Genomic DNA, 15,600 nt, shown 5'->3' with positions numbered 1-15,600 from the left:
TCCTCTCTATAGCCGAACTCTAGGATCGGCAATCCGGTACAAAACATCCGAAAGCAACGTTCCTATGACGGTAAGTATGGCAATAAACATCGTAAAGCCCATCAGCAAAGGATAATCCCTTAGTCCGAAGGACTGCATATACAGTTGGCCAATCCCAGGCCAATTGAATATTTTCTCAATAATAAGTGATCCGCCAAATAGTGCTGGAAGCTCAAAACCAACCAGTGTAATTGCGGGCAGCAAGGCATTACGTAAGGCGTGTGTAAAGAGCACCTTGCGTTCTTTTAGGCCTTTGGCGCGTGCCGTACGGATATAATCCTGTTTTAAGACATCAATCATATTGCTGCGGAAATAACGGGTGAGCGAACCTAATCCCAGAAGGGTCATAACTACAACCGGAAGGGTCATATGCATTACGATCTCCTTAAAGTAAGCCAAACCCGTAGCATTACTACCCGTGGTGATTATTCCACCTGGAGGCAGCCACTTGAGATCGACGGCCAGGATTTTGATCAGGAATAAGCCTATAAAAAATGACGGCAGCGACATTGCTGCAAATATAGCGATCATCACTAGTGTATCGAACCAGGAATATTGCTTATAGGCAGAGATGACGCCAATAATGACCGCAATCACCCACGTTAGAAACGTAGATACGGCAGCCAGCAAAAAGGAATTCCAAATATAATCATTAAAAAGCTGCAGCACAGGCTTTTGTTGAGCTAAGGAATACCCGAAATCACCATGCAGCGCATTCTTCATCCAGATCCCATACCGTTCAAGCACAGGCTTGTTTAAGCCGTAGATTTCACGAAGCTCAGCTTTGCGTTCAGCGGTCAATTTAATATTTCCGGTTATGAAATCACCGGGAGTTGAAGCATACAGACAGAAGATCAATAATGATGCCGCAAATAAGATGATGACCATGTACAACAGTCTTTTCGATAAATAAGCGCTCATGACAGACTCCTTATGATTCGTCCCCTGCCCTTGAATCCAGTCAGGGCAGGGGACACTGGTTTATTTATTTCAGGCTCCAAGTTGGCAGACTGCCAGCAAGACCGATGAACGGGCTGACCGAGAGATTCTCAATACGTCCGTTATAGGCGTATACTGTCTTTTTATAACTTGTAAAAATAATAGGCAGTTCATCATTGAAAAGCTGATACAGCTCTTTATATACCGCTTTGCGTGCCTCAATATCAGTAGTGGCCAAGGCTTTGTTGTACAGCTCTAGGAATTTCGGATTGTCATAATCCGTGATTTCTCCATCGAAGAATTGCATGAACCCGTCAGACGGATCAGTCAACATGCTTGTGGAGAAGGATACGAGATCATAGTCCCCACCTTCTACTTTCGATACCAGTGAGTTAAAGTCTGCGAAAACCTCAGGCTGGAATTCGATACCCAGCGCTTCAAAATTCTCTTTAGCTACAGCGATGAAAATATCTGTGTTTTTGCTCTTCGAACCGAGGTAATGGATGCTCAGCGGTTTGCCATCTTTTTCACGGATCCCCCCCGCGCCTACCGTCCAGCCAGCTTCATCGAGCAATTGTTTTGCTTTTTCCGGATCATATTTGTAAGGATTAATACCTTCCTCAGTGTAAGACCAGGAAATCGGCGATGCCGGGATGTTGGCAATAGAACCTGCACCTTGTGCTGCATCCACATAAATACTCTGACGATCCAAACCGTACACAATAGCTTGACGTACAAGCTTATCCTTGAGCTGCTCATGCTTGAGGTTAACTTGCAAGTAACCATAGGTACTTGGAGTGTATGGAATAATATTCACAAAACCAAGTGCTTTCAGCTTCTCGATATTCTCGTCTGTCGCACTAAAGGAAGCGTAGTCCACTTCACCAGTTTCTACGAACTGCCATACGTCGCCTTCCGTAGTTTTGTAGATGAAATGCTCCGTCTTTGGTTTACCTTTGAAATAATTCTCATTCGCTACAAAACGCACTTCTTGACCTGGAATAAATTTTTCCAGCTTGTAAGGTCCATCGCCAAGTGGCTTCTCATGCAGCTTTTTAATGTATTCAAGATTTCCAATTTTATAGTCCTTGCCATAGTAAGCTTTCGATAGTACATTCGAGCCGAGCTGTACCAGCGCCGTTGCGTTTGGTTGCTCAAGGGTTGCTGAGATCGTCTGTGGATCAATTACTTTAATGCCCTCAACTGTAGGGGATGTACCTTCCTTATAGGCTTTGCCGCCTTTAACATTTAGCGATGGAAGCTGGGAGCTACCGTCATACGATTTGTCGTATTGGATCGTCCATGTAAATGCCACATCATCCGCTGTTAACGGTGAACCGTCGCTGAATTTCAAATCTTTTCTCAAGTGGAACGTGTATGTAAGCTGATCATCCGAAACATCCCAGCTCTCCGCAAGCTCCGGCGTTGGAACGCCTTTGTCATCAACAGTTACGAGAGAAGCGTATAGCAGTGAAGAGACATTGCCATCATAACCACTTTGTTGAAAATAAGGAGTGAACGCTCCGCTTGGGTCCGTAAGCCCAACGATAATGGTATCTGTACGTTTCTGGGCCACCGCTGGAAGTTTGGATAAATCCGTGGCAGTAAAAGGTTCGCTTAGAGCACCCGCAGGAACAATCTCTGGTGCAGTGGTTGCTTCCACGTTGGTTGAATTGGAGCCTGCAGCCGCATTGTTTGCGGATGAGGATTCGTTATTACTGTTGTTAGCGCAAGCAGAAAGTAACAGTGACCCCGTAAGCAGTAATGAAGTGATTACAATCGCATTTTTTCTCATGTACCTATCTCCCTTTTCTCTCTGATAGAATAATAACTATAATTCCTACCCGTTAAGTATGAATAACATCTGATGTTCATTATAGAAAGGTTTTCGAGTTCTGTAAAGAGAGAACTTCAAATAAATTCTCCATAAACAGAATTAGGCGATAATTAAAACAAATAAAAAAGCCAAAACCCCTCTCTGCATAAGAGAAGCCCTGGCTTTCAGACGGTTATTTTTTTTCAAAATCATTATTTCAAATACTCGAATAGCTGCTCATTCATCCGATGAATACCTTCAAGACGCAGACTGTATCCGGTGACATTCTCTCCTTCAATATAGGCATGAAGCAAACCTGCACAACGAAGATTAAAAATATGATCATGCACAATCCCCTTCGAGATCCCCGCATGCTTAACAATTTCGGTAAACGTCTTACGGCCATCACTAAGGGCTTGGAGGATTTTTAGCCGGCTTTTTTCACTCAGACTACGGATCGCTCTGTACATAAAAGGGGAGATTTCCTCATTCTCCATCGATATCCACGCCGCATAATGGCAGATCGTTAATTCCCCATAGCAATAGATAATATTAGCAGGCTGAAAATGATACTGTGGAATCAGTACGAGCTTCTTAAGCCCATCCGTAGGCATGAAGTAAAATCCGTTGGTCGTCTTGTTCACGAAATCCGCAGTGTCCAGTTCATTAAGCTCCGTGTTCTTCGAATCCGCATGCTGCTGCAGTTTGCTCAAAATCGCAGGATTGAATTGGCTAAAGTACTGGCGGTTCCACTCGGAAAGTAAAAATACTACGCGGTTACGGTAATCCTCCATATGGCTTGGAAATACCTTTACATACTTTGATAAGGTCTCATATAACTCACCAACCGATAACCCTTCAATCCAGTTCAACACACTGTCTACATCATCTTTAAATGGACAACAGTAAATGAGCAGATTCAACATTTTCCACTCATTGTTTAGTTCGGTTTCTTTCAGACGGGATAACAGCTCTTCACTGAGCGTGCTTTCAATTTCATTAGCCCACGCTACCCCTAAATCAATCTTCTTATAGGATTTTTTGCAGAGATAAGTATGTAAGCTGTTCAACAATTCATAAATCGATCCAAATTCAACCTCAACCTTGTATTCCACAATGATTCCTCCTGCTAGTGGTTCTTTTCAGTAGTGAGATATTCTCTTAATCTTATTGTATTATCCTGAGAATACGCAAGCTACTCTATAAACGGGAGTGCATAAAAATTCATTAGCTGCTGTTTCAGCACCGAATTTTCTGCATTGCACGCTGGTTTAGCTGTCATTTCCGCGAGCGTGGGCGCTATCGGACACAGCTGAGCTTGTGCTAATAGCGTCTGCTCGATCCGCTGGCTTCAGCGGGAGATCAGGACTCTGCGCTATCGGACATAGTTGACCTTATTCTAATAGCGTCTGCTCGATCCGCAGGCTTCAGCGGAAGATCAGGACTCAGCTCTATCGGACTCAGTTGACCTTGTGCTAATAGCGTCTGCTGGGTCCGCAGGCTTCAGCGGGAGATCAGGACTCAGCTCTATCGGACTCAGTTGACCTAATTCGCAGTATTATCTCCTTTTCAGCATGCTATCGAACTCCATAGGCTGCCTATTTCGCTCCTATTCCAAAGGAATAGCTGCACTGGGGTCCGAAAATTTGCTAAAACGGCTAAAAATGTGCAAATAGCGTCTGCTGAGTCCGAAAGCATCAGTGGGGAATTAGGACTCTGGTCAGTAAGCTTCTGCTGAGGATTAGTATCCTACGCTATCGGACACAGTTGACGTTATTCGTAGTATTATCCCATTTTTTGTGTGCGATCGGACTCCATAGGCGCTATTGACACTATAAATGCCTATTTCGTGCCTATTCCACAGGAATAGCTGCACTGGTGTCCGAAACTTTGCTCAAACGGCTAAATATGTGCAGATAGCGTCAGCTGGGTCCGAAAGCATCAGTGGGAAATTAGAACTCTGGTCCGAAAGGTTCTACGGAGGATTAGGATCCTACGCTATCGGACTCAGTTTTCCTTATTCGCAGTATTATCCCCTTTTCAGCATGCTATCGGACTCCATAGGCGCTATTGACACTATAAATGCCTATTTCGTGCCTATTCCAAAGGATTAGCTGCTATGATGTCCGAAAATTTACTCAAAAGACTAAAAATGTGCAAATAGCGTCAGCTGGGTCCGAAAGCATCAGTGAGGAATTAGGATTCTGGTCCGTAAGCTTTTGCGGAGAATTAGGATCCTACGCTATCGGACACAGTTGACGTTATTCGCAGTATTATCCCATTTTTTGTGTGCGATCGGACTCCATAGGCTCTATGGGCATTAAAAATGCCTATTTCGCTCCTATTCCAAAGGAATAGCTGCACTGGGGTCCGAAAATTTGCTCAAAAGGCTAAAAATGTGCAAATAGCGTCTGCTGGGTCCGAAAGCATCAGTGGGGAATTAGGACTCTGGTCCGTAAGCTTCTGCTGAGGATTAGTATCCTACGCTCTCGGACACAGTTGACGTTATTCGCAGTATTATCCCATTTTTTGTGTGCAATCGGACTCCATAGGCGCTATTGACACTATAAATGCCTATTTCGTGCCTATTCATAAGGAATAGCTGCACTGGTGTCCGAAACTTTGCTCAAACGGCTAAATATGTGCAAATAGCGTCTGCTGGGTCCGAAAGGTTCTGCTGATAGGAAAACCAAGGGTTCGGAAGTTCGTGGTTACGGGGTTACGGGGTTACGGGGTTACGGGGTTACGGGGTTACGGGGTTACGGGGTTACGGGGTTACGGGGTTACGGGGTTACGGGGTTACGGGGTTACGGGGTTACGGGGTTACGGGGTTCTGGCATTTCGGGGTTCCGGGGGTTCCGGGGGTTCCGGGGGTTCCGGGGGTTCCCAGCGTTCCCAGCGTTCCCAGCGTTCCCAGCGTTCCCAGTTTTCAGCTTACCAAAACAAATACTCGAGGTTAGTTAACTCTCACTTGCTATATTCTGCTTGACCAAGTTGCCCACATGAACAAAAAATACAGCGCAGCGATCCACGGGTAACAAGGAAAGCAACATTCAGCCCGAAGAACAATCAATCTGGTTCGCTCCTCGCTTTTTGCAATTCATGGTAGTAAAATATAGGCAATAACTAATTAGGAGTGAAGCCATAAGATGCAAATTCAAAATGAAAACGGACGTTTTTTTGTTGCTAATGACGGTAAGGTCCTTGCCGAAATCACATACAGTTTGGATAAAGAAACCGGGGAATTGGTCATTGACCACACTCGTGTCTCCGAAGAACTGCGCGGGCAAGGTACTGGACAAGAGCTTGTACGTGCTGTTGTGGACAAGGCTCGGAATGAGAATTTAAAAATTGTACCCGTGTGCTCCTATGCTGCGCATCAATTTGAGAAGCACCCGGAGTACAAAGACGTGCTGAGCGGGAATACTGGCGGGAGAGCTTAAAACCTGCTCCCGTTTCCGCGAAGCTTTTTTAGTAACTATGCGAACTTATAATAGTTCAAATACACTTTAGGGGGAAACGGGTTTGACGACTGCCGACACTTTTAAGAATATTGAGGAATTGCAACAACGCTGTGAGCAATATGAAGGAATCTCATTAAAACTGAATTGGGATATGCTCCGCCAGCCATCAAGCGCAGGTGATACGGAATGGCTTGTGACTTATGAGGACGAATTACTGGTCGGTTTCTTGGGACTCTATGGTTTTGGAAGCGATATGGAGGTCTGTGGCATGGTTCAGCCAGGCTACCGTCGACGCGGAATCTTCACCTCTCTGTGGAACCGAGCACAAACCATAATCAAACGCAATAAAGTCTCTACTCTTCTTCTAAATGCACCCGCCGCTTCTTCATCTGGAACTGCTTTCCTGCAAACCTTGCCTCTACAGTTCAATCACGCTGAATATCAAATGAAATGGGATGGCAATTCCATGGTTTCTTCTGATGTTAGCTCAGCAACAGGGACTGTGGTCTTACGGCCAGCTCGTGAAGAAGAGGCACACATTCTGGTCGAACTGGATTGTGGAGGTTTTGATATGAAGACAGAAGATGCTGCCGAGCAGTATGAGTTGCACAAACAGGAAGGTATGCAAGAGAATATTATGATCGAGATGGACGGCAGGCCTGTTGGGAAAATGCGAGTGTGGACTGAAGATAATGAATCCTGGATCTATGGATTTACAGTCGACAAAAAGCTACGTGGGCTTGGCATTGGCCGCAGCGCCCTTCTTCAGACCATCGAACGAGAGCGCCAAAATTATAATGGTGTAAATCTGGAGGTCGCACTGGATAATCCCGATGCACTTAAGCTGTATGAGAGCTGCGGCTTTGTCATTCAGAATAAACAGGATTATTACCGATTTATCGGCTAATCCCCCGACCTAACTCTTGAGATTTTAATAAAGCAGTAACAATAAGACCTCCTTACTTGCTGGTGTTCTAACCTGCAGATAAGGAGGTCTATATTTATTATAGTAAATAATTCGCTTCGCCTCTCTCATTTCTACGATCGCTGCAGCTTAAGGAACCGTCAGCTAACACTTCACGCTCAAGAAATACGGATAACAAACGAACATAATCCAGTGACTCCATAAGCGAGATTGCCTCTCCAGCAAAGCAGTATTTACGTCCATCCAGCAGTGAGAAAACTTCCACGGTCTCCGCTGGCTCACCATAAGCATGATGGCAAAAAACATTGGCCATATGCATAAATCCAGTGATGATATCCTCATTGCCATTAACCATAAACTTCTGAATGTTCACGCTTCGGCCACTTTTTGAAGAGTTCCAAGCCAGCTGCGTAATCATCGATAACTCCAAATTCAGCGCTGGAACTGGGACATGCCACTGTTCATATAACATCACTGGAATCTCCTGTAGATGATTGCTTGAAACGATACGCATAAGCTCATCAGCTACACTCGTTTTGATATCCCAATATTGCAAAAGGGAGGGAAAAGCATCTCCCCTAGGAGGCCACCGGCGTTCTAACAGAAATTGTATAGGTGTCTCTCTTCGCACTTCCGGCAGCAGACTATAGAAGTCATTAAGTGTATGCCCCACAGCATATTGAACCTGCTGGCGCCAGCGTGGGAGACCCGTCGCTGGAGCTCCGCTAGCTAAATTCTCAGTCCCGCCCAGCATAATATGCTCCATGCGATAATCGTGCAGCCGTTTATACGGAGGGGTATGTACATCCCTTGGTTTGTTAAACCAACTTCCCACTGGCCCACCCATCTTAGGTTACCGCCATACAGACTTCGATAAATTGACGGCCGAATTGACGGCAGGCTTCTTTTTCGGCAGCATTAGGGCCATACTCAATCTTTAGGCTATCTTGCAAAATGACTGCTCCACGCTCCTTTAACTTCTCCTCGATAACATCCACTGCCCCACAATAAATGGCGTAGCCTGTATCCCCACTACCAAAAACTGCTGACTTCATGGCAGTCAAATCAAGTTCATCCATCTCCTCATAGAAATCAAGAGATTCATCCGGCAACTCTCCGTCTCCCCAAGTATATGCCCCTAGCAGAACGCCTTCATATGATTTTATCTCAATCGCATTACATTCAGTGACCGACTTCAAAACAGCCTCACCGCCTGCTTGGCGTATTCCTTCTACAATCAATTCAGCCATTTCTTCAGTGTTGCCAGTTAAACTAGCATATGCCACAAGCACTTTAGCCATAAACTCCTGTTCCTCCCCTACTAACACCTTAAATTTAAATCATATACGCTTCACCTCATTCTATTTGATAATGATTATCATTGTCAATAAATAAAGTTAAAAAAACGCAAACTCCCCGTTATTACACACGGTTGAAGTTTGCGCACCGTCTCATTTTTCTTAAAAAGAAGCTTAATAAGCACCTTCCAGCAAGGTTATGTGATTCCCATCAGGATCACGAAAATTCATTTCTTTACCGCCATATTCCATCGTAACAGGTGGCTGACAATCCAGTCCCTTAGCTTTCAACTGCTCGTATGTCTCATCAAGATTATCACAGCCGAATACTAAATTAACAAAACCTGTCGTAAGATTTTCCCACTTTGCAGCATCCCAAATAATAATTCCCGGCTGTTTCTTGTCAAAACCAAGCTTTGCCCCGTCGAAATTACCGTAGCCTTCGAAAGGCATAGGAATTCCTAGTACCTCCGTATAAAATTTAGCTGACACCGCAGTATCTTTAGTGTAAATGTTAGTCCCTTCAAAAGACGAAATCATAACTTGTCCCCTCTCATTTTCATAATATGTCTCATTTCTTACATGGGTTTAGTCTAACAAGGTTAACACGCTTTGTATTGCAAAATTACGACATTCTTCGGCCTGCATAGACCAAGGCTTCAAGTGGGGTTCTTCCTGCATATTTTTTGAAATTATTGATAAAATGGGACTGGTGACTGTAACCATACGCGAAAATAAGATCCTGCATATTCTTTGTCTGCCCAGGTAAATGACACATCTCCCGCCATACATTCTGAAACCGCACGAGATCTGCTGTTTTTTTGGGCGATACACCTATATATTCTTGAAAAAGCCGTTCAAGTTGTCGTCTGCTTAAATTAGAACTGGTCTCCAAATCCTCTGCGGTCACAATCCCTTTTTGTTTAACCATAGTATAGACTGCGTTCATCATCCGATTGTTAGTCCGCCCTCTACGCTCAAGACGACGAAGCAGATAGGCTTCAGCGGCTGCAATCCTTTCGTCCATCGAGTTTACTTTCTCCAATAGATGACCAAGCTCTTTTTTAAAAGTGCCAAAATAATGTTCTACATCGACATGTGCATTCAAGACATTCCGCAGATGATCATCTGCAAAAAAATGAACCGCCCAGAAATGAAACCGGATACCAAAGGTTGAACTCCCCCCTGGCTTTCCGTCTGAAGAGACTTCAAATGGAGTGTCATTGATACCGGAGAAAAAAGTGTTTGTATTGCCTGATTCTCTATCCAAATCCCAAATAATATCCATACAGGTATCCGGAATTATTGTCTCCGTCTCAGGTTGTTGTATAGACTCCACATCTACAGAACCCCAAAAACAGCGAATAAACGGCTGCAAGGCATGGCTGGGCAGAAACTCACTAGTGTGGTTGGGTTTTGCAGTTATAGGGAAATACAGCGGTGAGAGATTGAACATAGCTTTAGTTCTCCGATCGTAAATAGGGTAAGAACTCTACTATCTGATCATACACAATCAAGTCTTGCAGCACCAGTTGAATAGCCGCATAAGCATGGGAATATTATACACCTCATTAGCATTGGACAAAATAATTGGTGAAGCTGGCTGAGGCGTAATTTGTTTGTAGCAATCAGGTGAAATGTTGTACAATAAAGGCTAAATGAATTTTTTTGAAGGATGGATTAAATCATGTATATAGCGAGCGATTGGAAAGACTATGAAGTAATTGATACAGGCGGTGGAGAGAAGCTCGAACGCTGGGGCGATATTATCTTGCGTCGTCCTGATCCACAGATTATTTGGCCTCTAAATAATGAGACCGCTAAATGGCGTGATGTGCACGGACATTATCACCGTTCCTCCGCTGGTGGCGGACAATGGGAAATGAAAAAAACCATTCCGGACGATTGGAAGATTAGCTATGGTAAATTAAAATTCCACTTACGTCCTACAAACTTCAAGCATACAGGACTATTCCCGGAACAAGCAGCCAACTGGAGCTGGATGATGGACAAGATTGCAGCGGCTAACCGTCCAATCTCAGTGCTGAATCTTTTTGCTTACACAGGTGGAGCTACTGTGGCAGCGGCGAGTGCCGGTGCGTCTGTCGTTCACGTAGATGCAGCCAAAGGTATGGTGCAGTGGGCGAAAGAAAACGTTCAGCTGTCTGGTCTTGGAGAACGTCCAGTCCGCTTTATCACGGATGATGTATTCAAGTTCGTACAACGTGAACAACGCCGCGGAAGTAAATATGATGCGATTATTATGGACCCTCCTTCTTACGGAAGAGGACCTGGTGGAGAAATGTGGAAGCTTGAATCAAGCTTGTATCCTTTCCTTGAGAGCTGTATGGAGATTATGAGCGACAACCCTTTGTTCATGCTCATTAATTCCTACACCACAGGAATTTCTCCAACTGTACTGCGCAACATGTTGTCCATGACCATGGGCAAACGTTATGGCGGAAAGCTTACCTCCGGCGAAATCGGTCTTCCGATCACCTCCTCCGGCATGAATCTGCCATGTGGTATCCTGGGTCGCTGGGAGGCGTAAGCCATGACACAGCATAGTTCCGGCAACAATGAGGCTGTAAGCGGCGGATCACAACGCTTTGAAGTGTTGTACGAAGACAACCATCTTCTGGGGATTGTAAAACCCGTGAATATTCCTGTTCAGGAGGATGCAACAGGCGATCCTGACCTGCTGAACCTGCTGAAAGAAGATGTGAAGGAACGTTTCAACAAACCCGGCAACGTCTATATCGGTCTGGTCCACCGTTTGGATCGACCGGTTGGGGGAGCAATGATTTTTGCCAAGACTTCCAAAGCGGCTTCAAGACTATCCGAGAGTGTCCGTACTCACGGCTTTCATAAGGTGTATTTAACAGTCGTGCATGGTAAACCGCCAGCCACTCGTGGCCGTCTTACAGATACGCTGCTTAAAGACGCAAAGAGTAACACCGTCACTGTGGTTCGAAAAGGAACTCCCGGCGGCAAGGAAGCAATTCTGGATTACACAGTTCTTGACAGTGCAGAAGGATACAGCCTGCTTAAGATTGATTTACTTACAGGCCGTTCCCACCAAATTCGGGTGCAGCTAAGTTCGATCGGCTGCCCATTATACGGTGATCAGAAGTACGGGGCTTCAGTGAACAGACCGGGGCAACAAATTGCGTTATGGTCAGCACTTGTAGGATTCCCTCACCCTGTTACTAAAGAAGAAGTGGAACTCATCTCTCTGCCCCCACAAACCCATCCTTGGGATCTGTGGCCGCGGGAAACACTAAAAAAAGGGCTGTTCTAAAGCAGCCGTTTCTAGGCATTGAAACGATAAAAAACGAGGCAGTGATTCTCCGGTTAGTGGAGAATCACTGCCTCGTTTTTGGTTCTGCGTCTGCTACTTGAACAGACTATGGGAAGAGGGTCCACGCATGCTGAAGTGTTCTTCCTAGCTCCGCAGGATATGCTTAGTCCGATTATTCCAGCCGGGCATTGAATATCCCTTTGAGATTAAACATCCTTTCGAGATTAAACATCCCTTCCAGCCTGAACTTAGCTAACGGTAACCCGCTCAGTTTAGCTGAGGATCAGTAGTGGTTCAGCAGTGGTTCAGCAGTGGTTCAGCAGTGGATCCTAGATGGAATCTGAAATGAAAAGTAAGATAACTGCATTCTATACACTTATTCCGAATAAAAAAGCAGTAGATCGGATTTTAAGTGTACTTTTTACAATTAAAAATCAGGGAAACTGCAAAAAGAGAAGTAAATCAAGAAAATAGTTGTATAAAATACAGTTAAATTTCATCAATCGAGTAATTAGCAAATAATAGCTGTACAAAATACAACTAAATGCATCTAGGTGCCTCTAATTGCTCTAAAACACTCTAAATGCTTCTACATCCTCTAAATGCACTAGTGATACAGCAAAGCTATTTGCTTCAAGGTGTTGAGCCCTCCGGTGTGGTTGTAACAACCATTTTGCCCATTAAGTAGAGCAGTAACTGTTGGTTATGAGAGGAGATCGGATCAAGCGCTTCCGCAAAAAAATCACTGCGGATCTTTAGACCACGTGCAGTTTCTTCCTTTCCAGTCTCCGTTATGCTCACCCATACAATCCGCCGGTCCGAAGCATCTCTTTCCCGCACAATAAGCTCATGCTTCTCCATCCGATCAAGTAACATCGTAACCGCTGCAGGACTGGTCGCCAAATGTGGAGCCAGATCAGAAGGCTTCATCGCGTCGCGTTCCTGAAGCAGTTCAAGTACAGTAAGTTGGGCATCCGTCAGCGTTGGAGCAAGATTACTGTCCATATGTAATTTATAATCTTTTAAAATCTTATGCCAAATTTTACTGAATTCAGAAGCATGCACACTTATTCCTTCCTTTCCTCGCGGTTCTATCCGGTATATCTACATTTTCGCGAAACAACTTCCATTTCCTGCAAAAGAAGAAAAAATAAATCTGCCGGACCTTCAGCATAAAAAAATAAAAAACGACGCTTAGTCAACCCTCCAAAAGAGCGGACTAAACGCCGTTATAAAATCACTTGTTAATCGCTAGTTTTAATGAACTGATGGGAAAAGATTTATGATCTCATCCTTTTTCTCCACAGCTACAATCTGTTTGCCTGTAGAACGACGCTCGCCCAGCGGCGCTGATTCAGAGGAGAACGTATGGTGGGCATTCTCACGAGTAACGGCATTCAGTTCTAATGGCTCCTTGCAATAGAAAGCCCCTGCTAACCTGCTGCCATTTGGACGTATTCGTTTGCCTTCCTTGAATTCGAAGGTTGGCATTCCTTTGCCACCACGGCTTTGTGATGGATAATCCACAAGTAATGAACGTTTCGCATAACCAATATCAGAAATAGCAAGGATTTCGCCTTCATCTTCGCTGACCCAGAAGCAGGAAATCACCTCGTCGCCCTCGCGCAGCTGAATTCCTCTTACACCAGATGCAACGCGACCCATAGGGTTAACCTCATTCTCATGGAATCGGATACTCATTCCCTCACGGGTAACCAGCACAATGTCCTTGTCATTCGTACTGGAAGCCACTGTAATGATCTCATCACCCTCGGCTACCTTACAGGCCGCTACCGCTCCAGAACGGCTTGTAGAGTATTCCTTGAGCTCTGTACGCTTCACCTGACCCCGACGGGTGACGAACACAAGACTTTGCTGCGGATCATCTAGATTATTAACCGGAATCACACTAACGATTCCATCTCCTTTAGACAATCCAATGACATTCACAATCGCTGTACCAGGCTCTTTCCATTTAAACTCCGGAATCTGGTGCACAGGAAGCAAGAAGTATTGCCCCTTGCGGGTAAATACCAGCAGACTGTCACGGGTATTCACATCCAGCAGCCTGACGATATGGTCACCTTCTTTGACGCCTGAGGTATGACGCTCCCCACCTGAACGGGTGAAGGAAAGCATACCAGTCCGCTTAATATAACCATCTGCTGAAAGAGCAACTAGCACATCCTCCGCGTTGACCAGCGCTTCAAGGCTAACCTTGAGCTCCTCTACTTCGCCTTGGATCAGAGAACGGCGATCAATGCCGTATTTGTCGCGAATCTCCAGCAGTTCCTTACGGATTACAGAAACTAGCTTTTTGTCGCTTTCCAAAATGCCGCGCAGATGTGTAATCTTTGCCATCATTTCATCTAACTCTTTCTGGAGTGAAGTGATCTCCAGATTGGTCAGACGATACAATTGCAAAGTAAGGATCGAATCGGCTTGGCGTTCACTGAAGCCGAACATCCATACGAGATTGTTCTGAGCATCCTGACGGTTTTTCGATGCTTTGATCGCAGCGATAACCTCATCCAGGATATTTAGTGCTTTAACTAAACCCTCTAAGACATGAGCACGGTCTTCAGCGCGTTCCAGATCGAACTGGGTGCGATGAGTCACAACTTCACGCTGATGCGCGATATAAGCTTCTAGGATGGCTTTTAGACCAAGCTGCTGAGGCGCTTTGTTAACAATAGCAACCATATTGAAGTTATAGGTGATTTGAAGATCGGTTTTTTTGAGCAGATAGGCCAACACGCCTTGAGCATCAGCCTCTTTTTTGAGTTCGACTACAATCCGCAATCCCTCACGGCCGCTCTCATCACGAACCTCGGCAATGCCATCGATCTTTTTCTCCAGCCGAATATTCTCCATGGAAGTAACCAGCCGTGATTTTACAATCTGGAATGGAACTTCCGTAATCACGATTTGCTGCTTGCCGCCCCGCATATTCTCAATCTCTGTCTTGGAGCGCAGGTAAATACGCCCTTTACCTGTGCGGTAAGCATCCATGATGCCGTCTCCGCCCATGATCGTGCCGCCTGTAGGGAAATCCGGACCTTTCATAAAGGTCATAATTTCCTCCAGCTCAATATTTGGCTTCTGCATCACTGCGATACAAGCGTCAATTACTTCACGCAGATTATGTGGCGGAATTTCAGTAGCAAAACCCGCAGAAATCCCACTCGTGCCATTTACGAGCAGATTCGGATACCGGGAAGGAACCACAACAGGCTCTTTGGCGGTATTGTCAAAGTTATCTTTAAACAAGACGGTCCGCTTCTCGATATCACGCATCATCTCCATTGCAATGGGAGACAGCCGTGCTTCTGTATAACGCATTGCCGCAGCTGGGTCATCGTCCATGGAGCCCCAGTTGCCGTGACCGTCAACTAGCACATGCCCCATCTTCCAAGGCTGTGCCATACGTACCATACCATCGTAAATAGAGGAGTCACCATGTGGATGGTAATTACCCATTACATCTCCGACGGTTTTGGCTGACTTGCGGTATGGCTTGTCAGGTGTGTTGCCGGAGTCGTACATCGCGTAAAGAATCCGGCGCTGCACGGGTTTAAGTCCATCACGGACATCGGGGATTGCCCGGTCCTGAATAATATATTTGGAATACCGACCAAAGCGGTCACCGACGACCTCTTCCAGAAATGCCGGCAAAAATTGTTCTGATAAACTACTCACTTTGCTCACCTTCTGTTCCTCAAACTGCCCGTTTTAAAATAGTGTGGTGATTCTCGGGTACTTCAGGGATTTTTGGAATTCCGGGCACTATCGCTCCTACAGTTCCAAAAATCTTCTAG

General features: G+C 45.2%; 13 protein-coding genes. 4 read left to right on the top strand and 9 right to left on the bottom strand.

Annotated features, from left to right (window positions below; all coding sequences use genetic code 11):
• Positions 1 to 6 precede the first annotated feature (6 nt).
• The 3 genes from NST45_RS07290 to NST45_RS07280 form a co-directional block, all read right to left on the bottom strand.
• Positions 7 to 960, bottom strand: a complete 954-nt coding sequence (locus NST45_RS07290; RefSeq protein WP_036685739.1) for an ABC transporter permease — start codon at positions 958 to 960, stop codon at positions 7 to 9.
• Between the two features lie 64 nt (positions 961 to 1,024).
• Positions 1,025 to 2,773 (bottom strand): ABC transporter substrate-binding protein, encoded by a 1,749-nt coding sequence (locus tag NST45_RS07285; protein WP_036685737.1) that lies wholly within the window; start codon positions 2,771 to 2,773, stop codon positions 1,025 to 1,027.
• Positions 2,774 to 3,006: 233 nt separating this feature from the next.
• Positions 3,007 to 3,909 carry a winged helix-turn-helix domain-containing protein gene (locus NST45_RS07280; protein WP_339825259.1) on the bottom strand — a complete coding sequence of 301 codons (903 nt, stop codon included), beginning with the start codon at positions 3,907 to 3,909 and terminating at the stop codon, positions 3,007 to 3,009.
• Between the two features lie 2,034 nt (positions 3,910 to 5,943).
• Between NST45_RS07280 and NST45_RS07275 the strand changes: the two genes are divergently transcribed.
• Together NST45_RS07275 and NST45_RS07270 are read left to right on the top strand one after the other, a co-directional pair.
• Positions 5,944 to 6,237, top strand: coding sequence for a GNAT family N-acetyltransferase (locus NST45_RS07275; RefSeq protein ID WP_339825256.1), 294 nt, complete (start codon positions 5,944 to 5,946; stop codon positions 6,235 to 6,237).
• A gap of 82 nt (positions 6,238 to 6,319) precedes the next feature.
• Positions 6,320 to 7,165 carry a GNAT family N-acetyltransferase gene (locus tag NST45_RS07270; RefSeq protein ID WP_339825253.1) on the top strand — a complete coding sequence of 282 codons (846 nt, stop codon included), beginning with the start codon at positions 6,320 to 6,322 and terminating at the stop codon, positions 7,163 to 7,165.
• Between the two features lie 97 nt (positions 7,166 to 7,262).
• Here the strand turns inward: NST45_RS07270 and NST45_RS07265 are convergent, their stop codons facing one another.
• From NST45_RS07265 to NST45_RS07250, 4 genes are all read right to left on the bottom strand, one after another.
• The gene (locus NST45_RS07265) at positions 7,263 to 8,030 is read right to left on the bottom strand and encodes a hypothetical protein (RefSeq protein ID WP_051491404.1); all 768 of its coding nucleotides are present in this window, start codon (positions 8,028 to 8,030) and stop codon (positions 7,263 to 7,265) included.
• A gap of 1 nt (position 8,031) precedes the next feature.
• On the bottom strand, positions 8,032 to 8,484 hold the full coding sequence (locus NST45_RS07260) for a flavodoxin (protein ID WP_036685726.1): 453 nt from the start codon (positions 8,482 to 8,484) through the stop codon (positions 8,032 to 8,034).
• A 171-nt stretch (positions 8,485 to 8,655) separates the two neighbouring features.
• Positions 8,656 to 9,021, bottom strand: coding sequence for a VOC family protein (locus tag NST45_RS07255; protein WP_036685723.1), 366 nt, complete (start codon positions 9,019 to 9,021; stop codon positions 8,656 to 8,658).
• 85 nt (positions 9,022 to 9,106) lie between these two features.
• Positions 9,107 to 9,937 (bottom strand): helix-turn-helix domain-containing protein, encoded by an 831-nt coding sequence (locus NST45_RS07250; RefSeq protein WP_036685720.1) that lies wholly within the window; start codon positions 9,935 to 9,937, stop codon positions 9,107 to 9,109.
• A 231-nt stretch (positions 9,938 to 10,168) separates the two neighbouring features.
• On the opposite strand from NST45_RS07250, the gene NST45_RS07245 reads away from it, so the two are divergent.
• Together NST45_RS07245 and NST45_RS07240 are read left to right on the top strand one after the other, a co-directional pair.
• Positions 10,169 to 11,032: a class I SAM-dependent methyltransferase gene (locus NST45_RS07245; RefSeq protein WP_036685718.1), complete on the top strand. Its 864-nt coding sequence runs from the start codon at positions 10,169 to 10,171 to the stop codon at positions 11,030 to 11,032.
• 3 nt (positions 11,033 to 11,035) lie between these two features.
• Entirely contained in the window at positions 11,036 to 11,782 is a 747-nt protein-coding gene (locus tag NST45_RS07240) for an RluA family pseudouridine synthase (protein WP_036685716.1), read from the top strand.
• A 633-nt stretch (positions 11,783 to 12,415) separates the two neighbouring features.
• Here the strand turns inward: NST45_RS07240 and NST45_RS07235 are convergent.
• The gene (locus tag NST45_RS07235) at positions 12,416 to 12,847 is read right to left on the bottom strand and encodes a MarR family transcriptional regulator (RefSeq protein ID WP_036685713.1); all 432 of its coding nucleotides are present in this window, start codon (positions 12,845 to 12,847) and stop codon (positions 12,416 to 12,418) included.
• A gap of 192 nt (positions 12,848 to 13,039) precedes the next feature.
• Positions 13,040 to 15,481 carry a DNA gyrase subunit A gene (gene gyrA, locus NST45_RS07230; protein WP_036685712.1) on the bottom strand — a complete coding sequence of 814 codons (2,442 nt, stop codon included), beginning with the start codon at positions 15,479 to 15,481 and terminating at the stop codon, positions 13,040 to 13,042.
• Positions 15,482 to 15,600 lie beyond the last annotated feature (119 nt).

The sequence above is a fragment of the Paenibacillus sp. FSL R7-0163 genome (genome assembly GCF_037969975.1).
GTDB classification, from domain to species: Bacteria; Bacillota; Bacilli; order Paenibacillales; family Paenibacillaceae; genus Paenibacillus_AQ; species Paenibacillus_AQ odorifer.
This window is presented reverse-complemented; position numbering and strand designations above follow the sequence as displayed.